Here is a 21,938-nt window from a genome sequence, read left to right as displayed (position 1 = left end):
GGCCCCTAGATCCCCCACAGGAGGCATCACCATGGCCAAGAACAAGAACCGTGAGCGTAAGCAGCAGCGTCCGACCGAGCGTGGTCAGCGAGCGGACCGCCGTCCCACGGCGGAGACGGAGCCCCAGCCCGAGGTCGAGTTGACCCCCGGTGACGTGGCGTCCCGCAAGCGGAAGCGCAGCTTCGGCCACAACTGACATCGGTGTGACGGGTCGTTGAGACCCACGCGCATGTAAGAGGGGCGTACCCAGGTACCGGGTACGCCCCTCACGCGCATCAAGAGCCGTCCGCGTCCTGCCTCGTCATCCCGCCAGGCAGGACGGCCCGAGCAGCACCTTCAGGTCACCGAAGAGGGCCGGGTCCGGCTTCACGCGGTGCCTGTCCAGGCGCAGCACGGTCGTCTTGGTCGGTCCCTGGAGCCTGATCCGGACCTCGCTGTCGCCCTTGTGGTGGCTGAGGACCTCGCCGAGGCGGCTGACCAGCGGCGGGGTGACCCGGGTGGCCGGGATGGTGAGGACCACGGGCGCGTTGGTGCCCGCGTTCGACAGGTCCGGCACCATCAGCTCCATCGCGACCAGCCGCGGCACGTCCTCGCGCTTGTCGAGGCGGCCCTTGACGAACACCACGGCGTCCTCGACGAGTTGGGTCGAGACGAGCTGGTACGTCGCGGGGAAGAACATGCACTCGATCGAGCCGGCGAGGTCCTCGACGGTGGCGATCGCCCAGGCGTTGCCCTGCTTGGTCATCTTGCGCTGCAGGCCGGAGATGATGCCGCCGATGGTGACGACCGCGCCGTCCGCGTGCTCACCACCGGTCAGCTGGGAGATGCCCGCGTCGGCCTTGTCGGACAGGATGTGCTCCAGGCCGAACAGCGGGTGGTCGGAGACGTACAGACCGAGCATCTCCCGCTCCTGGGCGAGCAGATAGGTCTTGTCCCACTCCTCCGTGGAGAACTCCACGTCGAGCCCGAAGCCCGGCTCGCTGCTGTCGGCCTCGCCCATGCCGCCGAAGAGGTCGAACTGCCCCTCGGCCTCCTTGCGCTTGACCGCGACCACGTTGTCGATCATCGGTTCGTACTGCGCGGTGAGGCCCTTGCGGGTGTGGCCCATGGAGTCGAAGGCGCCGGCCTTGATGAGCGACTCGGTGGTGCGCTTATTGCAGACGACCGCGTCGACCTTGTCGAGGTAGTCCGGGAAGGAGGTGTACTTCCCCTTGGCCTTGCGGCACCTGATGATCGACTCGACGACGTTCGTACCGACGTTGCGGACGGCGGACAGGCCGAAGAGGATCACGTCGTCGCCCTGGGCCGCGAAGTTGGACATCGACTCGTTGACGTTCGGCGGGAGCACCCTGATGCCCATGCGGCGGCACTCGTTGAGGTAGACGGCCGACTTGTCCTTGTCGTCCTTCACGGACGTCAGGAGCGCGGCCATGTACTCGGCAGGGTGGTTCGCCTTGAGGTACGCCGTCCAGTACGAGACGAGTCCGTACGCGGCGGAGTGCGCCTTGTTGAACGCGTAGCCGGCGAAGGGGACCAGCACGTCCCACAGCGCCTGGATGGCCTCGTCGCTGAAGCCCTTCTTGCGGGCACCCTCCTGGAAGAGGACGAAGTTCTTCGCCAGTTCCTCGGGCTTCTTCTTGCCCATGACGCGGCGGAGGATGTCGGCCTCGCCGAGCGAGTAGCCGGCGATGATCTGGGCGGCCTTCTGCACCTGCTCCTGGTAGACGATCAGGCCGTAGGTGACGTCCAGGACCTCCCTGAGCGGCTCCTCCAGCTCGGGGTGGATGGGCGTGATCTCCTGCTGCCCGTTCTTGCGCAGCGCGTAGTTCGTGTGGGAGTTCATGCCCATCGGGCCCGGGCGGTACAGGGCCGACACGGCGGAGATGTCTTCGAAGTTGTCCGGCTTCATCAGCCGGAGCAGGGAGCGCATGGGGCCGCCGTCGAACTGGAAGACGCCGAGGGTGTCGCCGCGCTGGAGCAGTTCGAAGGTCGTGGGGTCGTCGAGCGGGAGGCTCAGGAGATCGATGTCGATCCCCTTGTTGGACTTCACCATCTTGACGGCGTCGTCCATGATCGTCAGGTTGCGCAGGCCCAGGAAGTCCATCTTCAGCAGGCCGAGCGACTCGCAGCTCGGGTAGTCCCACTGCGTGATGGTCACGCCGTCGGTGTGCCGGACCCAGACCGGGACGTGGTCGGTGATGGTCTCGCTGGACATGATCACGCCGGCGGCGTGCACGCCCATCTGCCTCACCAGGCCCTCGACGCCCTTGGCGGTGTCGATGACCTTCTTCACGTCCGGCTCGTTCTCGTACATCGCCCGGACCTCGCCCGCCTCCGAGTAGCGCGGGTGGTTCGGGTCGGTGATGCCGTCCAGGTTGATGCCCTTGCCGAGGACGTCGGCGGGCATGGCCTTGGTGATGCGGTCGCCCATCGCGTACGGGTAGCCCAGCACGCGCGCGGAGTCCTTGATCGCGTTCTTGGCCTTGATGGTGCCGTACGTGCCGATCATGGCGACCTTGTCGGCGCCGTACTTCTCCGTCACGTACCGGATCACCTCGACGCGCCGGCGCTCGTCGAAGTCGATGTCGACATCGGGCATCGAGATGCGCTCGGGGTTGAGGAACCGCTCGAAGATCAGGCCGTGCGGGATGGGGTCGAGGTCGGTGATGCCGAGGGCGTAGGCGACGATCGAGCCGGCCGCGGAGCCTCGGCCGGGGCCGACCGCGATGCCCTGCTTCTTGGCCCACATGATGAAGTCGGCGACCACGAGGAAGTAGCCCGGGAAGCCCATCGAGATGATGGTGTCCATCTCGTACTCGACCTGCTTCATGCGGTCGTCCGGGATGCCGTCCGGGAAGCGGCGGTGCATGCCGCGCATGGTCTCCTCGCGGAACCAGCTGACCTCCGTGTACCCCTCCGGGATGTCGAACTTGGGCATCAGGTCGCGCTTCTCGAACATGCCCGTGGTGTCGACCATCTCGGCGATCAGCCGGGTGTTGGCGCAGCCCTCCTGCCAGGCGTCCGAGGAGTCGATGGCGTACATCTCGTCGGTGGACTTCAGGTAGTAGCCGGTGCCGTCGAACTTGAAGCGGTCCGGGTCGGAGAGGTTCTTGCCGGTCTGGATGCACAGCAGCGCGTCGTGGGCGGTCGCTTCGTGCGCGTACGTGTAGTGCGAGTCGTTCGTGACCAGGGGCGGGATGCCGAGCTTCTTGCCGATCTCCAGCAGGCCGTCGCGGACCCGGTGCTCGATCTCGATGCCGTGGTCCATCAGCTCCAGGAAGTAGCGGTCCTTGCCGAAGATGTCCTGGTAGTCGGCGGCGGCCTTCAGGGCCTCGTCGAAGTGGCCGAGGCGCAGCCGGGTCTGGACCTCGCCGGAGGGGCAGCCGGTGGAGGCGACGATGCCCTCGGACCACTTGGCGATGGTCTCCTTGTCCATCCGGGGCCACTTCTGGAGCCAGCCCTCGGCGTACGCGTCGGAGGACAGCCGGAAGAGGTTGTGCAGGCCGGTCTTGTTCACCGCCCACATCGTCTTGTGGGTGTAGCCACCGGAACCGGAGACGTCGTCCCGCTTCTGGTGCGGCTGGCCCCACTGGATCTTGCGCTTGTTGCGGCGCGACTCGGGCGCGACATACGCCTCGATCCCGATGATCGGGGTGACCCCGGCCTTCTGCGCGGAGTGGAAGAAGTCGTACGCCCCGTGGAGGTTGCCGTGGTCGGACATGGCGATATGGGTCATGCCCATCTCGTTGCACGCGTTGAACATGTCCTTCAGCCGCGCGGCACCGTCCAGCAGCGAGTACTGGGTGTGGACGTGCAGGTGCGTGAACGGCGGCTTTGACACGGCTGCGGCCTCCAGAGAAAACGTACGTCGAATGGGGCCCGACAGGCTGCGGACAGTCTGGGGGACAGCGTCGAAGTCTATGCCTCGGCACTGACACTCCGAGGGCTGACCCGCGTACCTTCATGCGGGGCTCGCGGGCACTCCCGCGGACCGCCGCACGTTAGGAAGGGGGCGGACCTGCCGTCCCCAGACGTATGCACCAGGAGGCACCCAGCGATGTCGTTCCCGCAGCTCGACGACGAGCACCGCGGTGAGGAGATCCTCGCCGTCTTCGACACCGCCTTCGGCCAGCTGCTCGCCGCCGACCCGGCCGCGTTCCGCGTGAAGTTCCGGAAGATGGCGGCCTCGGCCTTCGCCTTCTACCGGGGCACGGCGTGCCTCTTCTACCACGACCTCGACCGCGAGGGGATACTGAGCGGCCCGTACCTGGACGAGCGCACCTCGCGCGTGTGGATCCACGGCGACCTGCACGCGGAGAACTTCGGCACGTACATGGACGCGAACGGCCGCCTGATCTTCAACGTCAACGACTTCGACGAGGCCTACGTCGGCCCCTTCACCTGGGACCTGGGGCGCTTCGCCGCCTCCATCGCGCTGATCGGGTACGCCAAGGCGCTCAGCGACGAGCAGATCACCGAGCTGGTGCGGGTGTACGCGGGCGCGTACCGCGAGCGGATCCACGCCCTGGCCACGGGCGCGAAGAGCGACGAGGTGCCGCCCTTCACGCTGGACACGGCCCAGGGCCCGCTGCTGGACCCGCTGCGCGACGCCCGCTCGCTGACCCGCTTCGGGCTGCTGGAGTCGATGACGGAGATCCGCGACTTCGAGCGCCGCTTCGCGCCGGGCGGCGGCTCCGTCGAGCTGGACGCGGCCACCCGCTACAAGGTCCTCGCCGCCTTCGACGGCTATCTGGAGACGCTCCCGGACAGCTCCCTGGCCCGCCCGGACTCCTACCGCGTGAAGGACGTCGTCGGCCGGCGCGGCATCGGCATCGGCTCGGCGGGGCTGCCGTCGTACAACATCCTCCTGGAGGGCCACAGCGACGCCCTGGAGAACGATGTCGTGATCTACATCAAGCAGGCCCAGACCCCGGCGGTCTCCCGGCACATCACGGACGAGGCGATCCGCGACTACTTCCAGCACGAGGGGCACCGCACGGTGATCTCCCAGCGCGCCCTCCAGGCACACGCCGACCCGTGGCTGGGCTGGACGGAGCTGGACGGCGCGGGCCAGCTGGTCGCCGAGGTCTCGCCGTACGCGGTGGATCTCGACTGGGGCGACATCGACGACCCGGAGGAGATCGCCCAGGTGGTGGCCGACCTCGGCCGGGCGACGGCCACGATGCACTCGGCGGCGGACGACCAGTCCGGCGAGTCCCTGGTGCCGTTCTCCACGGAGCGGGCCATCGACGCGGCGATCGCGGCCGACGAGGACGGCTTCGCGTCGCTGCTGACCGACTTCGCGCACGGCTACGGGGCACGCGCGCGTGCCGACCACCAGATCTTCGTGGACCTGTTCCGCAACGGGCGGATTCCAGGTCTGTGACGGGAAGACCCTTCACAGGCATCCTTTAGGGGTCCCTTACCGGACCACGTGACAGACTCTCCTCTCGCTATGGACATATCCGGGAACCAGCTCAGGGCCGTACGCGCGGCGCTGTTCACGGCAGTGGTCGTGACGCTCAGCACCGCGTCGCACGTGCTGCTGTCCCGGGCCCCGCTCCCCCTGGGCACGGTGGCCGCGGTCGCCGCCGCCGTGTTCGTGATCGCGTACGCCCTGGCGGGCCGCGAGCGCTCCTTCGGGAGGATCGCGGCCCTGCTGATCCCGCTGGAGCTCGCCGCCGACACGGTGTTCACCACGGGCCAGCACGCCTGCTACGGCCGGGCCGGCGGCCCGGTCGCCGGGCCGCTGCGATCGGTCGGCCTGGACGTGCTGTGCGGCGGCGGCGAGGTCGGCACCCCACTGGCCCGCATGGCAGGTGCCACGGGCACGGAGCGCCTCGCGGCCGTGATCGCCCACGCCGACCCGGCCACCGCCTGGCTGCTGCTCGGCGCACACCTCGGCGTCGGCCTCCTGGCCGCGCTTTGGCTGCGCCGCGGCGAGCGGGCCCTGGCCGAGCTGCTGCGGGCGGTGGCGGCGACCTCGTTCCGGCCGCTGCTGCTGGCGGCCGCCGCGGTGACGACGCAGCGGCCCCCGGCCGGGCGCCGGCCAGCGCCGCGCGCCGCCGACCGCACGCCCACCGCCCGCGATCTGGTCCTCGCGTACTCCCTGGGACGGCGCGGACCGCCCCGCTCGCCCGCCTTCGCGTGAGGCACCCGCCTCCGCGCAGAGCGCTTTCGAGCACCGACGGTCCCCCTTACGTATCCCGCACACGAGGTGTGCGCGTCCCCAACGGAGAACATCACCATGAGCAAGAGGAACAGCCAGGCGGCGAAGACGGCGGCCCGTGAGCGGCTGCGCGCCGAGCGCGAGCGCGAGGCCAAGCGCGCCAAGGCCAAGCGGCAGATCGTCGTCGCCTGCTCCATCGTCGGCGTCCTGGCGATAGCCGGCGGCATCGGCTACGCGGTCGTACAGGCCAACAAGCCGACCCACTGGGAGGCCGTGAAGGACGAGAAGGTCGTCGCCCCGGCCCACACCACGGGCACCGACGGGACCACGGTCGTCATCGGCAAGGAGTCGGCGAAGAAGACCCTGAAGGTCTACGAGGACCCGCGCTGCCCGGTGTGCGCCCAGTTCGAGCAGACCGTCGGTCCGACCGTGAAGAAGGACATCGACGACGGCAAGTACAAGATGCAGTTCATCGGCGCCACGTTCATCGACGACAAGGACAACGGCGAGGGCTCGAAGAACGCGCTGAGCGCCCTGGGCGCCGCGCTCGACGTGAGCGACAAGGCGTTCCTCGACTACAAGGCCGCGCTGTACTCCGCGAAGTGGCACCCGGAGGAGACGACCGACAAGTTCAAGGACGACAGCTACCTCATCGAGGTCGCGAACACCGTCCCCGAGCTGAAGAACAACAAGAAGTTCCAGGACGCGGTCGAGAAGGGCACCTACGACGCCTGGGCGATGGCCATGTCGAAGACCTTCGACGACAACAAGGACGGCGTGACGGGCACGCCGGGCTTCGTCATGGACGGCAAGCAGCTCACCGCCGACAGCCAGGGCACGCCGCTGATGACGGTGGCCGACTTCAACCGGGTCGTGGGCGAGGCCCTCAAGAAGTGACGGCGGGTCGGGTACCGGCCACCGCGTGAAGAGCGGGCGAACTTCCGGAGTTCGCCCGCTCTGGTGCATACCGATCAGTAACCTGATCGGTCGTGACCAGTCGATACAGATCATCGAACACGTCAGAGGGCCTCAACTCCCTCACGCCGCGCCGCCGTACGGTCGTCAAGGCCGCGGCGGCGACCGCTGTCCTGGCCGGGCCGCTCGCCGCCTCCCTGCCGGCGCGCGCCGCCGCCCAGGCCCCCGCCTTCCTGCACGGCGTCGCCTCCGGTGACCCGCTGCCGGACGGCGTGCTGCTGTGGACCCGCGTGACCCCGGTCCCGGAGGCGATACCCGGCTCCGGGCTCGGCCCGGACACCGAGGTGAGCTGGGTGGTCGCCAGGGACAAGGCGTTCACCACCGTGGTCGCCAAGGGCTCGACCACCGCGACGGCCGCCTCCGACCACACGGTGAAGGCCGACATCCGCGGCCTGGAACCGGCCACCGACTACTGGTTCCGCTTCTCCGCCGGCGGCACCGACTCCCCCGCCGCCCGCACCCGCACCGCCCCGGCGGAGGGCGCGGCCGTCGCGGGCCTCCGCTTCGGCGTGGTCTCCTGCGCCAACTGGGAGGCCGGGTACTTCTCGGCGTACCGCCATCTCGCGGCCCGCGGCGACCTGGACGCCTGGCTGCACCTCGGCGACTACGTCTACGAGTACGGCACCGGCGAGTACGGCACCCGCGGCAGGGTCGTACGCCCCCACGCCCCGGCCCACGAGATCGTCACGCTCGCCGACTACCGCGTCCGGCACGCGCGGTACAAGACCGACCCGGACCTCCAGGCGCTGCACGCGGCGGCCCCGGTCGTGGCGATCTGGGACGACCACGAGTTCGCCAACGACGCCTGGTCGGGCGGCGCCGAGAACCACACGGAGGGCGCCGAGGGCGTCTGGTCCGCCCGCCAGGCCGCCGCCAAGCAGGCCTACTTCGAGTGGATGCCGGTGCGCCCGGCGATCGCCGGCACCACCTACCGCCGGCTGCGCTTCGGCAAGCTGGCCGACCTCTCGCTGCTGGACCTGCGGTCCTTCCGCTCGCAGCAGGTCGGGGTCGGCAACGGCGCGGTCGACGACCCGGACCGCACGCTCACCGGCCGGGCCCAGCTCGACTGGCTCAAGGCGGGCCTGACGGCGTCCGACACCACCTGGCGGCTGGTCGGCAACTCCGTGATGATCTCGCCGTTCGCCATCGGCTCGCTCTCCGCCGACCTGCTCAAGCCGCTGGCCAAGCTGCTGGGCCTGCCGCAGGAGGGCCTCGCCCTCAACACCGACCAGTGGGACGGCTACACCGACGACCGCCGGGAGATCCTGGCGCACCTGCGGACGAACGCGATCCGCAACACCGTCTTCCTCACCGGCGACATCCACATGGCCTGGGCCAACGACGTGCCGGTGGACGCCGGCACCTATCCGCTGTCCCCGTCGGCCGCCACGGAGTTCGTCGTCACCTCGGTCACCTCCGACAACCTCGACGACCTCGTCAAGGTGCCGGAGGGCACGGTCTCCGCGATCGCCTCGCCGGCCATCCGCGCCGCCAACCGGCACGTCCACTGGGTCGACACGGACCGCCACGGCTACGGCGTCCTGGACATCACGGCCGACCGCGCGCAGATGGACTACTACGTCCTGTCCGACCGCACGAAGCGCGACGCGACGGCCACGTGGTCCCGCTCGTACCGCACGCGCAGCGGCACGCAGAAGATGGAGCGCGTGTACGACCCGGTGTGACCGCCGCTACAGGGTTTCGAGGAAGCCGAGCGCCACCCGCCAGGTGGCCTCGGCGGCCTCCGCGTCGTAGTCCGGCAGGTCGGGGTCGGTGTAGAGGTGGCCGGCCCCGGCGTACCGGTACACCTCGACGTCGGCGCCGGTGCGGCCCATCTGGAGGTACCAGGCGCTGAGCCAGTCGTCCGTCTCGAAGGGGTCCGGCTCCGCCACGTGCAGCTGGACCGGCAGGCCGTCCGCCGTGACGCCCGGCGCGATGTCCGACGTGCCGTGCAGGAGCAGCAGCCCGCGCGCCTTGTCGTCGCCGAGGGCGAGGGTCTGGGCGATGGAGGCGCCGAGCGAGAAGCCCGCGTACACCAGCCCGCGGTCCGAGTAGGGCGCGGCGGCCAGCACGGCCCGCTTCAGCAGCTCCTCCTTGCCGATCTTCTCCTTGTGCTCCATGCCCTCCTCGACCGTCTCGAACGTGCGCCCCTCGAAGAGGTCGGGCGTCCACACCTCGTGTCCGGCCGCACGCAGCCGGTCGGCGGCCTGGAGCACCGCGGGCCGCAGCCCATGCGTCGAGTGAAAGAGCATGATGTTCATGAAGCCATGGTGCCAGCCGGGTATGACGAGCCGAGATCGCGGCACTACCCAGGACGCCGCCGAAGTCACATGTTCATGCCCCCGGCGAGCCGGTTAGGTTCGGGGGCATGGAGAACCTGCTACGACCGCTGATCGTGGTCGGTGGCTCGGTCGTGCTCACGCTGGTGATCGGCTGGGCCACCGACTTCCTGCTGCGCAAGGCCGACGACCGGCATCACGACACCCCGCTGTGGGGGCTGCTGCGCCGTGGCCGCATCCCGTACCAGCTCGTGCTCCTCGTGGCCCTGCTGAGAGGGGCGTACGACGAGGCGCAGCTGCTGGAGAGCCGCCGTGAGGGCATCGGCCAGGCGCTGACCCTGGTGCTGATCGGGTCGGCCGCCTGGCTGGTGATCCGGATCGCGGCGGCGATCGTGGAGACGTCGTACAGCCGGTACGCCAATGCCCGGGCCCACCGCGACCCGGCCAGGGTCCGCCGGGTGCGCACCCAGGTGACGCTGATCATGCGGGTGGTGTCGGCGATCGTCGGCGTGGTGGCCGCCGCGAGCATGCTGCTGACGTTCCCGGCGTTCCGCGCGGCGGGCGCCTCGCTGCTGGCCTCGGCGGGCATCCTCGGCATCGTCGCCGGTGTCGCCGCGCAGTCCACCCTGAGCAACATGTTCGCGGGGTTCCAGATCGCCTTCGGCGACATGGTGCGCATCGGGGACACCGTCGTCGTGGACGGCGAGTGGGGCACGGTCGAGGAGATCACGCTGACGTTCCTGACCGTGCGCACCTGGGACGAGCGGCGGATCACCATGCCGGTGTCGTACTTCACGTCCAAGCCGTTCGAGAACTGGTCGCGCGGCACGCCGCAGATGACCGGGACCGTCTTCTGGCACGTCGACCACACGGCCCCCGTGGAGGCGATGCGCGAGAAGCTCCGCGACATCCTGCGCGAGTGCCCGGCCTGGGACGGCCGCGCCTACGACCTGTCCGTCACGGACACCACCCCGAACACCATGCAGGTGCGGGCCCTGGTGACGGCGAAGGACGCGGACGACATCTGGACCGCGCGGGTCGCCGTCCGGGAGCAGATGGTGCGCTGGCTGGCCGAGGAGCATCCGTACGCCCTGCCCCGGGTCAACACGGCGGACGCGATCCTGCCGCCGTCCCGGAACGGCCACCGCCCGTCCCCGGACGGCGTCCCGCACCAGCAGCGCCGCTTCCACGGCTCGGCCCGCCCGGAACGCTGACGGCACGGCAGGAGGGCTGCCCTGGAGCGGACAGCCCTCCTGCCGGTGCTCCGGTCAGTGACCGCGCTCGGCGCCGCCGTTGACCTGGATGATCTGGGAGGTGATGTGCCCGGCGCCCGGGGAGGCGAGCCAGTGCAGGGTCTCGGCGACGTCCCCGGGGGTCCCGGCCCGCCCGGTGGAGGTCTCGCCGACGAGCCGCGCCCGCCGCTCCTCGTCCATCGCGTCCCCGAAGAACTCGGTGTCCTCGACGTAGCCGGGCGCGACCACGTTCACGGTGATGCCGCGCGGCCCCAGCTCCCGCGCCAGATCGTGGGCGTACGGATGCAGACCCGCCTTGGCCGCCGCGTACGCCCCGCTCCCGGATCCCCGGTAGGCGGCGATGGAACCGAGAAACAGCACCCGCCCGCCGGGCTCGGCGAGCCGCGGCTTCAGAGCCTCGGTGAGCAGGACGGCGGTCAGGGTGTTGAGCCGGAAGTTCACGTTCCAGGTGTGCGCGACGGCCTCCAGCGGATCATCACCTGCGGCGTCCGGTTCGAGCAGCCCGTTGCCTCCGGCGCTGTGCACGAGCACGTCCACGGACCCGAACTCCCGCTCCACGAAGGCGGCGACGCCCCGCACGTCCGCCGGCTCGGCGAGATCGGCCGCGTATGTCAGCGCGCCGGGCACCCCGGCCTTCTCCAGCACCGCGGCCCGCCGCCCGAGCAACAGCACCTGATCCCCGCCCGCGGCGAACACCCGGGCCGCCGCAAGCCCAATTCCGGTACCTCCACCACTGATTACAACATTTCGTGCCATACGGACGACCCTACGACGCCCCAACCACCGACCGTCAACCGCCGACCGCCGACGGCGAACCACCCCCACGGGATTCCAGGACCTCTCGGGTGACAGCTACGGGCAGCTCGTGGGTGGGCAACTCACCGCAGACTACGCACGTCAAGATGCCGCAGCACCCGGTCCACAACCTCCGGATCCGCCCCCGGCTCACTCCGCGCCGCCAGCACCTCATGCCGCGCCGCGCTCAGCATCTCCTGCTGGATCCGCCGCACCCGCTTCACCCGCCGCGCCCGCTCCCGGTACGCCTCCCGCCGCTCGTCCTCCGCCAGTTCGGGACTGATCCGCACCCCGATGTCGAAGGCCCGCCGCAGCATCTGCTCGGACAGCTCCTCCGGCAGCTCCTCGTCCTCCTCGATCTCCCGCAGCCTCCGCTTCGCCGCCTTGGCCGCCCGGACCGCCAGCGCCTTCGCGAACTCCTTCTCCTGGTCCGTGTCGGCCTTCACCCCGAGCCGTCGCACCAGCCACGGCAACGTCAGCCCCTGCACCACCAGCGTCGCCATGATGACCCCGAACGCGATGAAGATGATCTCGTCCCGGCTGGGGAACGGCGCCCCCGAATCCGTCTCCAGCGGAATGGCCAGCACCAGCGCGACCGACGCCACTCCCCGCATCCCCGACCACCACATCACCACGGTCTCGCGCCAGCTGACCGGGATGTCCTCGTCGTAGTCCCGCCGCGCGTGCAGCCGCTTGGTCAGCCAGGTCGCCGGCAGCAGCCACAGCAGCCGTACGAACACGACGACGCCCACCACCGCCGCGGCCCACCCGAGCAGCTCGCCCCACCGCCCGGACGCGGTGTGGATGGCGTTGTGCAGCTCAAGGCCGACCAGCCCGAACGCCACGCCGGTGACGAGGGTGTCGACGATGTTCCAGAACGTGTGCCCGGCCAGCCGCGTCATGACGTCGTCGGCGTCGGAGCCGTGCTCCGCGAGGAACAGCGCGGTGGTGAGCACGGCGAGCACGCCCGACCCGTGCAGCTCCTCGGCCATGACGTAGGAGGCGTACGGCACCAGCAGGGTCAGCCCGATCTGCAGCGTCGCTTCCCCGAGCAGCTCCATCAGCTTGTTCGCGCCCCAGCCCAGCGCCAGGCCCACGGCCACGGCCACCACGGCCGACAGCACCAGGTCGAGCCCGGCCTTCCAGGGCGAGAACGTCCCGCTGACGGCGGCGGCGATCGCCACGTGGTAGAGGACGATGGCCGTCACGTCGTTGAAGAGCCCCTCGCCCTCCAGGATCGACACCAGCCGGCGCGGCAGCCCCAGCTGCCCGGCGACGGCGGTCGCCGCGACCGGGTCCGGCGGCGCGACCAGCGCGCCGAGCGCGAACGCCGCGGCGAGCGGCAGCCCCGGCACGATCGCGTCGGCCGCGGCGGCCACGCAGGCCATGGTGACGAACACCAGCGCCACGGCCAGCAGGAAGATCGGTCTCTTGTTCGCCGTGAACTGCCGCCAGGAGGTGCGGCGCACGGCGGCGTACAGCAGGGGCGGCAGCAACAGGGGGAGGATCAGGTCCGGCGGGATGTCGACGTTCGGCACGAACTCGAGCAGGGCGAGGACTATGCCCAGCAGGGTCATCAGCACCGGCGCGGGCACCCCGAGCCGGTCCCCGACCGGGACGCTGATCACGGCCCCGAGCAGCAGCACGAACAACAGGGCCAACTGATCCACGGTCAGCGCTCCGGAAGGTCAGCGGTTCACAGGACTGCCCTCAAGCCTGCCACGCAACTCCAGCGACAAACCGTTTCAGCACCCGCCGCGACGGGCTAGAGCGAACGCCGCATCCCCCGGTGCGGAATGCCCGCCTCCAAATACTCCGGGCCGTACGGCTCGTAGCCGAGCCGCTCGTAGAAGCCCAGCGCGTGCGACTGCGCGTGCAGGTCCATGGCCGTGAGCCCACGCGCGCGTGCCGCGTCCTCGATGGCCCGCACCAGGGCGACGCCGACACCGAGCCCGCGTGCGTGGCCGGTCACGGCCAGCCGGCCGAGGGAGCCCACGGACGGGTCGGCGCCGGTCTGCGCCACGGCCGCCTCCCCGAACAGCAGCCGCCCGGTCCCGAGCGGCACGCCGTCCTCCCGGACCGCCAGCACATGGACGGCCCCGGCGTCGTACGCGTCGTACTCCAGGTCCTCCGGCACGCCCTGCTCGCCGACGAAGACCTCCTTGCGCACCGCGAAGCACGCCTCGCGGTCGGCCGGGTCCCGCGCGACCCGCACCACGTACCCCGGGGTGCTCACGCGTAGGTCTCCTCCCGGACCTGGTCCAGGGCCTTCTGGAGGTCCTCCGGGTAGTCGCAGGAGAACTCGGCCCACTGCCCGTCCCCGGGGTGCTCGAAGCCGAGCCGCACCGCGTGCAGCCACTGGCGGGTCAGGCCGAGGCGCTTGGCGAGCGTCGGGTCGGCGCCGTAGGTCAGGTCGCCGACGCAGGGGTGCCGGTGGGCGGCCATGTGGACGCGGATCTGGTGGGTGCGGCCGGTCTCCAGCTTCACGTCGAGCAGGGACGCGGCGCGGAAGGCCTCGATGAGGTCGTAGTGCGTGACGGACGGCTTGCCCTCGGCCGTGACCGCCCACTTGTAGTCGTGCTGGGGGTGCCGGCCGATGGGGGCGTCGATGGTGCCACTGGTCGGGTCGGGGTGGCCCTGGACGAGCGTGTGGTACCGCTTGTCGACCGTGCGCTCCTTGAACTGGCGCTTCAGCGACGTGTACGCGTACTCCGACTTGGCCACCACCATCAGCCCGGACGTGCCGACGTCGAGGCGGTGGACGATGCCCTGGCGCTCCGCGGCCCCGGAGGTGGAGATCCGGTACCCGGCGGCGGCCAGCCCCCCGATGACGGTCGGCCCGCTCCAGCCCGGCGACGGGTGGGCCGCGACGCCGACCGGCTTGACGATCACGACCACGTCATCGTCGTCGTGCACGATCTCCATGCCCTCGACCGGCTCGGCCACCACCTGCACCGGCGCGGGCGCCTGCGGCATCTCGACCTCCAGCCAGGCGCCGCCGTGCACGCGCTCCGACTTGCCGACCACCGATCCGTCGACCGTGACCTTCCCCGCGGCGGCGAGCTCGGCCGCCTTGGTCCGGGAGAAGCCGAACATGCGGGAGATGGCGGCGTCGACGCGCTCGCCCTCCAGGCCGTCGGGCACGGGCAGGGTACGGATCTCGGGAATCGTGCTCACCCGTCGAGTATGCCGGACGGCTCCGACACGGCCGCACGCGCGCTCAGTCCTTGTGGACGGTCCCGTCCGGGTCGAGCCCCTTGAACGACAGAAGCACGATCAGGATGCCGCCGCACACGATCGCCGAGTCGGCCAGGTTGAACACGGCGAAGTGCTTGGGCGCGATGAAGTCCACGACCGCGCCCTCGAAGACGCCCGGCGCCCGGAAGATCCGGTCGGTGAGGTTGCCCAGCGCACCGCCGAGCAGCAGGCCGAGCGCGATCGCCCAGGGCAGGCTGTAGAGCTTGCGGGCGAGCCGGGCGATCACCACGATCACCGCCGCCGCGATCATGGTGAAGATCACGGTGAAGGCCTCGCCGAAGCCGAAGGCCGCGCCCGCGTTGCGGATCGCCTCGAACTTCAGCCAGTCCCCGATGATCTCGATGGGCGGGTGGTGCTCCAGCTTGGCCACCACGATCATCTTGCTGATCAGGTCGAGGGCGTACGCGAACGCGGCCACACCGAACAGCACCCCGATACGGCGCCTGCCCCGGGGCCGGCCGGCCGTGGCCGCCGTATCGTCGGTGCCGGACTCGCCGGGCCGGTCCTGCCCGTTCCCGGCCGCGTCCGGTGTGTCCGGCGTACCGATGATGCGCTCCGCCTCTGCCACGTGAGTCCCTCAACCTAGGTGCCTGACTGAGGACGAGGGTACGGCACACCCCGCGCACCCCACGTGCTCAGGAGGCATTCGGCGGCCGGTCAGTACCGGCGCTCCTGCTTCTGCTTGCACTCCACGCACAGCGTGGCCCGCGGGAAGGCCTGCATCCGGGCCTTGCCGATGGGGTTGCCGCAGTTCTCGCACAGGCCGTAGGTGCCCGCGTGCAGGCGTTCCAGCGCGCGCTCGGTCTGGACGAGCATCTCGCGCGCGTTGGCGGCCAGGGCCAGCTCGTGCTCGCGCGTGATGTTCTTGGTGCCGGTGTCGGCCTGGTCGTCGCCCGCGCCGTCCCCGGAGTCCCGCATCAGACCGGCGAGCGACCGCTCCGACGAGGTGATCTCCTCGCGCAGCCGCGCCTCCTCCGACATCAGCTCGGCGCGCGCCTCCTCGACCTCCTCCGTCGTCCAGGGGTCCTCGCCCGGACGTACCGCGAGCTCACCGGGGTCCGCCGCGCCGGCCCGTGCCTTCGGCACGGCGGTCTTGGCCGCCGTGGCCGCGCCAGGAGTCTTCTTCGCACCCACCGTCGTCGCTCCCGTCTGCGTCGCGGCCTCGGCCGCGCGCGCCTTCTTGGCCGTGCTGCTCCCGGCCGTGTCCTGTGTGCCCGCGCCGGTCCGGGCAGCGCCCTTCCCGGCCGGGCCCTTAGTGGTGGTGCTCTCGCCTGCGGCGCCCTGCCCGGCAACGCCCTCGGCGCCCTTCCGCGCGGCGCCGGCCTTGGCGGCCTTCGCCCTCTTGACAGCGGCCCTCTTCTCCGCCGCCCCCTTACCGACCGCCTTCCTGGCCGCCGTCTCCGTACCCGCCGCCTCCCTGGCTTCCTCGGCGCCGGCCTTCTTGACCGCCGCCTCCGTACCTGCCGCCCCCTTGCCGACCGCTTTCTTGGCCGCCGCCTTCCTGGCCGCCGCATCCCTGACGACCGCCTTCCTGGCCGCCGCCTCCCTGACGACCGCCTTCCTGGCCGCCGCCTCCCTGACGACCGATTTTTCGCCCGCCGTCTCCTTACCCGCCGCCTCCCTGACGATCGCCTTCTTGGCCGGAGACTTCTTGGCCGGAGCCTTTCCGGCCGCCTTCTTGGCCGGGGCCTTCTTGGCCGGGGCCCTCTCAGCCGGGGCCCTCTTGGCCACTGTCTTCTCGGCCGTCGCTCTCTCGTCCGACGCCTTCTCCGCCGACGCCTTCTCGGCCGGAGCCTTGGCGGCGGCCTTCTTGGGTGCGGCCTTCCCGGATGCGGCCTTCTTGGCCTCACCCTTCTTGGCCACGCCCTTCTCGGCCACAGCCTTCGCCGTCACCTCCGCCTTCTTGACCGCCGCTTTCGTCTTCTTGACAACCGCCTTCGTCCCCTCGGTCGCCTTCCCCGCCGCCCCCTTCGCCGCCCGCCCCGCCGAGCCCCCCTGCGTGGACTTCTTCCCACCCACGTCCTTGGCCGCACCACCGGAGGTCCCCGCGGACCTGCCGGACGCCGGCTGCTGTACGGCGGTCTTCTTCGCCACCATGGCCGCGGCCCCTTCACATATTGTGATCTTGCTCGCGAATCGTGCTGGGACGATAAATCGACTCGAGTCCCGCGGCAACGGGGCACACGGCCCGATTCGCCCGCCTCGCGCACGCCGCGCGGCGAACCTGCATCCGTTGTGCCCAGCTCCCCGCCCGGTAATCCGCCGAGCCGGACGTCCCAGGATCCGAACACCCATACCTCGCCATTCGGGTCATCAAACCCATAAGCCACTCCGCATGGCACCCCACCCCCGGCGGCCCCGAAAAGCGGTCGGCCGCTGTCCGCCCGGCGCCGTACACTGGGCGGAGCGAAAAGCGTGGATGGGGACGAGTAGCGGCGTACGCAGCCCAGAGCGACCCGGGGACGGTGGAAGCCCGGGGGTGAGCGCGACGTGAAGATCACCCCGGAGCCGCCGGAAGAAAGCTCACGCGAGCAAGTAGAACCGGCATCGCGACCCCAATGAGGGGGCTCACCGACGCGCACCCGGTGTCGGCGGGCCAAGGAGGGTGGTACCGCGGGAGCGCGCCGAAACCGGCGTACGGAATGACACGGCTCTCGTCCCTCCGGACGGAAGGCAGCAAGTCCGCCGGAGGAAGCCCGCTGATGACATCGCCGACGTATCGCCAGGTACCCGCCCAGGTCGACCTGCCCGCCCTCGAGCACGCGGTGCTCGACTTCTGGCGCGAGCAGAAGATCTTCGTCAAGAGCCTGGAGCAGTCCGAGGGCCGCCCCGAGTGGGTGTTCTACGAGGGCCCGCCCACCGCCAACGGCATGCCCGGCGCCCACCACATCGAGGCCCGCGTCTTCAAGGACGTCTTCCCCCGCTTCCGCACCATGCGCGGCTACCACGTGGCCCGCAAGGCCGGCTGGGACTGCCACGGCCTCCCGGTGGAGCTCGCCGTCGAGAAGGAGCTCGGCTTCTCCGGCAAGCAGGACATCGAGGCGTACGGCATCGCCGAGTTCAACGCGAAGTGCCGCGAGTCGGTGACCCGGCACACGGACGCCTTCGAAGAGCTCACGACCCGCATGGGCTACTGGACCGATCTGAACGAGCCGTACCGCACGATGGACCCCGAGTACATCGAGTCGGTCTGGTGGTCGCTGAAGGAGATCTTCGGCAAGGGCCTCCTCGTCCAGGACCACCGCGTCGCCCCCTGGTGCCCCCGCTGCGGCACGGGCCTGTCCGACCACGAGCTGGCGCAGGGCTACGAGACGGTCGTCGACCCCTCGGTCTACGTCCGCTTCCCGCTCACCTCCGGCCCCCTCGCCGGCGAGGCCGCGCTCCTGGTGTGGACGACCACGCCGTGGACCCTGGTCTCCAACACGGCGGTCGCCGCGCACCCCGAGGTCACCTACGTCGTCGCGACGAACGGCGAGGAGAAGCTCGTCGTCGCCGAGCCGCTGGTCGCCAAGGCCCTCGGCGAAGGCTGGGAGAGCACCGGCCGGACCTTCACGGGCGCCGAGATGGAGCGCTGGACGTACCAGCGCCCGTTCGAGCTGGTGGAGTTCCCGGAGCCGGCCCACTTCGTCGTGAACGCCGAGTACGTCACGACCGAGGACGGTACGGGCCTGGTCCACCAGTCCCCCGCCTTCGGTGAGGACGACCTCAAGGTCTGCCGCTCCTACGGCCTGCCGGTCGTGAACCCGGTCCGCCCGGACGGCACCTTCGAGGAGGACGTCCCCCTGGTCGGCGGCGTCTTCTTCAAGAAGGCCGACGAGAAGCTCACCGAGGACCTCGGCAACCGCGGCCTGCTCTTCAAGCACATCCCGTACGAGCACAGCTACCCGCACTGCTGGCGCTGCCACACCGCGCTGCTCTACTACGCGCAGCCCTCCTGGTACATCCGCACCACGGCGATCAAGGACCGCCTCCTCGCGGAGAACGAGAGCACCAACTGGTTCCCCGACACGGTCAAGAACGGCCGCTACGGCGACTGGCTGAACAACAACATCGACTGGGCCCTGTCCCGCAACCGCTACTGGGGCACCCCGCTGCCGATCTGGCGCTGCGAGGACGACCACCTCACCTGCGTCGGCTCCCTCACCGAACTGACCGAGCTGACCGGCACCGACCAGTCGGGCCTGGACCCGCACCGCCCGTTCATCGACGAGGTCACCTTCGCCTGCCCGCAGGACAGCTGCGGCAAGACGGCCACCCGCGTGCCGGAGGTCATCGACGCCTGGTACGACTCGGGCTCGATGCCGTTCGCGCAGTGGGGCTACCCGTACAAGAACAAGGAGCTGTTCGAGGCCCGCTACCCGGCGCAGTTCATCTGCGAGGCCATCGACCAGACCCGCGGCTGGTTCTACACGCTGATGGCGGTCGGCACGCTGGTCTTCGACAAGTCGTCGTACGAGAACGTCGTCTGCCTCGGCCACATCCTCGCCGAGGACGGCCGCAAGATGTCCAAGCACCTGGGCAACACCCTGGAGCCGATCCCGCTCATGGACCGGCACGGCGCCGACGCGGTCCGCTGGTTCATGGCGGCCGGCGGCTCCCCGTGGGCGGCCCGCCGCGTGGGCCACGGCACGATCCAGGAGGTCGTCCGCAAGACCCTCCTGACGTACTGGAACACGGTCGCCTTCCAGGCCCTGTACGCCCGGACGTCCGGCTGGGCCCCGTCCGAGGCCGACCCGGCCCCGGCCGACCGCCCGGTCCTGGACCGCTGGCTGCTGTCCGAACTGCACGCGCTCACCGACCAGGTCACCCAGGCCCTCGACGCCTACGACACCCAGCGCGCCGGCAGGCTGCTGTCCGCGTTCGTCGACGACCTGTCGAACTGGTACGTGCGCCGCTCCCGCCGCCGCTTCTGGCAGGGCGACAAGGCGGCCCTGCGCACGCTGCACGAGGTCGTCGAGACGGTGACGCAGCTCATGGCCCCGCTGACCCCGTTCATCACCGAGCGGGTCTGGCAGGACCTGATCGTCCCGGTCACCCCCGGTGCCCCGGAGTCGGTCCACCTCTCCTCCTGGCCCGAGGCGGACCTCAGCGCCATCGACCCGGAGCTGTCGAAGCAAATGGTGCTGGTGCGCCGCCTGGTGGAGCTGGGCCGTGCCACGCGCGCGGAGTCGGGCGTCAAGACGCGTCAGCCGCTGTCCCGCGCGCTGATCGCGGCCACCGGCTTCGAGGCGCTGGGCTCCGAACTGCGCACGCAGATCACGGAGGAGCTGAACGTCGAGTCCCTGGCGACGCTGAGCGAGGTCGGCGGCAGTCTCGTCGACACCACGGCGAAGGCCAACTTCCGCGCGCTGGGCAAGCGGTTCGGCAAGCGCGTCCAGGACGTGGCCAAGGCCATCGCGAACGCGGACGCGGCCGCCCTGTCCCTGGCCCTGCGCGAGGGCACGGCGTCGGTGGAGGTCGACGGCGAGACCATCACACTGGCTCCGGACGAGGTCATCATCACGGAGACCCCGCGCGAGGGCTGGTCCGTGGCGTCCGACGCGGGCGCGACGGTCGCCCTGGACCTGGAGATCACGGAGGAGCTCCGCCGAGCGGGCCTGGCCCGTGACGCGATCCGTCTGATCCAGGAGGCCCGCAAGAACAGCGGCCTCGACGTGGCCGACCGCATCGCACTGCGCTGGACGGCCACGGACGCGGCGACGGTCGCGGCCCTGACCGATCACGCCGGCCTGATCGCCGACGAGGTCCTGGCGACGGACTTCGCCCAGGGCGAGGCGGACGGCGCCTACGGCGAGCCCTTCACCGACGAGGGCCTGTCCCTGACGTTCCGCCTGCGCAAGGCGTAACCCTCAGGACCTCTCGGACCGAAGGCCCGGACCCCCCAAAGATCTTGGCGGGTCCGGGCCTTCGGCGTTGCGTACGCAGAACGGGATTGCGCAGACACGAACACGCGTGGCAAAAGGGCGAGGCCCCGGGGTGAACCCGGGGCCTCGCCCTGAACGCTGCCGACGTCTACGCCGTACTACTGGCCATCAGGCCGTCAGTTGTCATCCTCGTCGATCAGGAAGCCACGCATCGGCGAGGGCGCCTGACCCATCGGCGAGGGACCCTGCGGACGCACCGGCGCCATCGGCTGGGTCATCGCCGGGGACATCTGCTGCTGACCGCCGTAGGACGGACCGGACGGCGAGGGGGCGCCGCCCATCGTCTGGTTGCCGCCGCCGTAGGACGGGGCGCTCGCGCCGGCCGGGGCCATGGAAGGCGCCGGGGACGGCGGGAGGGAGGCGGTCGCCGGAGTGCGCGGCGGGGCCAGCGAGTCGTCGGCCTGGGTCTCCAGCTGACGCAGCTGCGACTCCAGGTACGACTTCAGGCGCGTGCGGTACTCGCGCTCGAAGCCGCGCAGGTCCTCGACCTTGCGCTCCAGCGTGGCGCGGGCGGACTCCAGCGAGCCCATCGCGACACGGTGCTTCTCCTGCGCGTCCCGCTCCAGGGCGTCGGCCTTGGCACGGGCGTCACGCTCCAGACCCTCGGCACGCGAACGCGCCTCGCCGACGATCTTGTTGGCTTCGGAACGGGCCTCGGCGATCGCCTGGTCGGCGGTCTGCTGGGCCAGCGAGAGGACACGGGCGGCGCTGTCGCCACCGGGGCCTCCTTGACCGGGGCCGCCCATCGGACCGCCCATGGGGCCGCCCATCGGACCACCCATCTGCTGCTGCATGGGAGGCTGACCACCCATGGGGCCCTGACCCATCGGACCCTGGCCCATCGGACCGGGACCCTGAGGGCCACCCTGGCCACCGCCGGGACCGGCGGGCAGCTGCGGGGCACCGCTCGGCAGCTGGGGCGGACCACCCATGGGGCCACCCATCTGCTGCTGCGGCGGGCCCGATATGCCGGCGGGAACGGGACCGCCGGGACCGCGCATGCCCTGCTGCTGTTGCTGCTGCTGATCCTGCTGCTGCTCCGGAGGCTTGCGCATGTTCTGCTGGTTCTGCGCAGCAGCGCGCGTGGCCGCGGCCAGTTTGGCGCGCAGGTCCTCGTTCTCACGGAGCAGGCGGGTCAGTTCGGCTTCGACCTCGTCGAGGAAGGCATCGACCTCGTCCTCGTCATAGCCTTCTCGGAGGCGGACGGTCGTGAACTGCTTGTTCCGCACGTCCTCGGGGGTCAACGGCATCTCTTCACCTCAACGTAGTCGTCGGCATTCGGCAA

At 70.6% G+C, this 21,938-nt stretch carries 16 protein-coding genes; 7 read left to right on the top strand and 9 right to left on the bottom strand.

What is annotated here, in order from left to right:
• Positions 1-31 precede the first annotated feature (31 nt).
• Positions 32-196: a hypothetical protein gene (locus IE255_RS05630; protein WP_229906285.1), complete on the top strand. Its 165-nt coding sequence runs from the start codon at positions 32-34 to the stop codon at positions 194-196.
• Between the two features lie 105 nt (positions 197-301).
• Here the strand turns inward: IE255_RS05630 and dnaE are convergent, their stop codons facing one another.
• Positions 302-3,841, bottom strand: coding sequence for a DNA polymerase III subunit alpha (gene dnaE, locus IE255_RS05625; protein WP_190048974.1), 3,540 nt, complete (start codon positions 3,839-3,841; stop codon positions 302-304).
• A 216-nt stretch (positions 3,842-4,057) separates the two neighbouring features.
• On the opposite strand from dnaE, the gene IE255_RS05620 reads away from it, so the two are divergent.
• From IE255_RS05620 to IE255_RS05605, 4 genes are all read left to right on the top strand, one after another.
• Positions 4,058-5,386, top strand: a complete 1,329-nt coding sequence (locus IE255_RS05620) for a DUF2252 domain-containing protein (protein WP_190048973.1) — start codon at positions 4,058-4,060, stop codon at positions 5,384-5,386.
• Between the two features lie 69 nt (positions 5,387-5,455).
• Positions 5,456-6,151, top strand: coding sequence for a hypothetical protein (locus IE255_RS05615; RefSeq protein ID WP_190048972.1), 696 nt, complete (start codon positions 5,456-5,458; stop codon positions 6,149-6,151).
• A 96-nt stretch (positions 6,152-6,247) separates the two neighbouring features.
• Positions 6,248-7,066, top strand: coding sequence for a thioredoxin domain-containing protein (locus IE255_RS05610; protein WP_190048971.1), 819 nt, complete (start codon positions 6,248-6,250; stop codon positions 7,064-7,066).
• A 92-nt stretch (positions 7,067-7,158) separates the two neighbouring features.
• Positions 7,159-8,829, top strand: coding sequence for an alkaline phosphatase D family protein (locus tag IE255_RS05605; protein ID WP_190048970.1), 1,671 nt, complete (start codon positions 7,159-7,161; stop codon positions 8,827-8,829).
• A 6-nt stretch (positions 8,830-8,835) separates the two neighbouring features.
• On the opposite strand, the gene IE255_RS05600 is transcribed toward IE255_RS05605, so the two are convergent.
• Entirely contained in the window at positions 8,836-9,405 is a 570-nt protein-coding gene (locus IE255_RS05600; RefSeq protein ID WP_190048969.1) for a dienelactone hydrolase family protein, read from the bottom strand.
• Between the two features lie 107 nt (positions 9,406-9,512).
• On the opposite strand from IE255_RS05600, the gene IE255_RS05595 reads away from it, so the two are divergent.
• Entirely contained in the window at positions 9,513-10,637 is a 1,125-nt protein-coding gene (locus IE255_RS05595) for a mechanosensitive ion channel family protein (protein WP_190048968.1), read from the top strand.
• Positions 10,638-10,691: 54 nt separating this feature from the next.
• On the opposite strand, the gene IE255_RS05590 is transcribed toward IE255_RS05595, so the two are convergent.
• The 6 genes from IE255_RS05590 to IE255_RS05565 form a co-directional block, all read right to left on the bottom strand.
• Positions 10,692-11,432: an SDR family NAD(P)-dependent oxidoreductase gene (locus IE255_RS05590; RefSeq protein WP_190048967.1), complete on the bottom strand. Its 741-nt coding sequence runs from the start codon at positions 11,430-11,432 to the stop codon at positions 10,692-10,694.
• A 122-nt stretch (positions 11,433-11,554) separates the two neighbouring features.
• A complete protein-coding gene (locus IE255_RS05585; protein WP_190048966.1) occupies positions 11,555-13,141 on the bottom strand; it encodes a Na+/H+ antiporter in 1,587 nt (528 codons plus the stop codon).
• Positions 13,142-13,236: 95 nt separating this feature from the next.
• Positions 13,237-13,707, bottom strand: a complete 471-nt coding sequence (locus IE255_RS05580; RefSeq protein ID WP_190048965.1) for a GNAT family N-acetyltransferase — start codon at positions 13,705-13,707, stop codon at positions 13,237-13,239.
• Positions 13,704-14,648 carry an RluA family pseudouridine synthase gene (locus tag IE255_RS05575; protein ID WP_190048964.1) on the bottom strand — a complete coding sequence of 315 codons (945 nt, stop codon included), beginning with the start codon at positions 14,646-14,648 and terminating at the stop codon, positions 13,704-13,706. Before IE255_RS05575 ends, IE255_RS05580 begins: the two co-directional genes overlap by 4 nt.
• A gap of 43 nt (positions 14,649-14,691) precedes the next feature.
• Positions 14,692-15,297, bottom strand: a complete 606-nt coding sequence (lspA, locus tag IE255_RS05570) for a signal peptidase II (RefSeq protein ID WP_190048963.1) — start codon at positions 15,295-15,297, stop codon at positions 14,692-14,694.
• A gap of 89 nt (positions 15,298-15,386) precedes the next feature.
• Entirely contained in the window at positions 15,387-16,826 is a 1,440-nt protein-coding gene (locus tag IE255_RS05565; protein ID WP_190048962.1) for a TraR/DksA family transcriptional regulator, read from the bottom strand.
• A gap of 605 nt (positions 16,827-17,431) precedes the next feature.
• On the opposite strand from IE255_RS05565, the gene ileS reads away from it, so the two are divergent.
• Positions 17,432-20,575 (top strand): isoleucine--tRNA ligase, encoded by a 3,144-nt coding sequence (ileS, locus tag IE255_RS05560; RefSeq protein ID WP_190048961.1) that lies wholly within the window; start codon positions 17,432-17,434, stop codon positions 20,573-20,575.
• 194 nt (positions 20,576-20,769) lie between these two features.
• On the opposite strand, the gene IE255_RS05555 is transcribed toward ileS, so the two are convergent.
• On the bottom strand, positions 20,770-21,903 hold the full coding sequence (locus tag IE255_RS05555) for a DivIVA domain-containing protein (RefSeq protein ID WP_190048960.1): 1,134 nt from the start codon (positions 21,901-21,903) through the stop codon (positions 20,770-20,772).
• Positions 21,904-21,938 lie beyond the last annotated feature (35 nt).

Origin of the sequence: Streptomyces lomondensis (assembly GCF_014651035.1) — a bacterium.
In the GTDB taxonomy this organism is placed as follows: Bacteria; Actinomycetota; Actinomycetes; order Streptomycetales; family Streptomycetaceae; genus Streptomyces; species Streptomyces lomondensis.
Note: the sequence above shows the minus strand (reverse complement) of the source record. Positions and strands in the feature narration are given on the sequence as shown.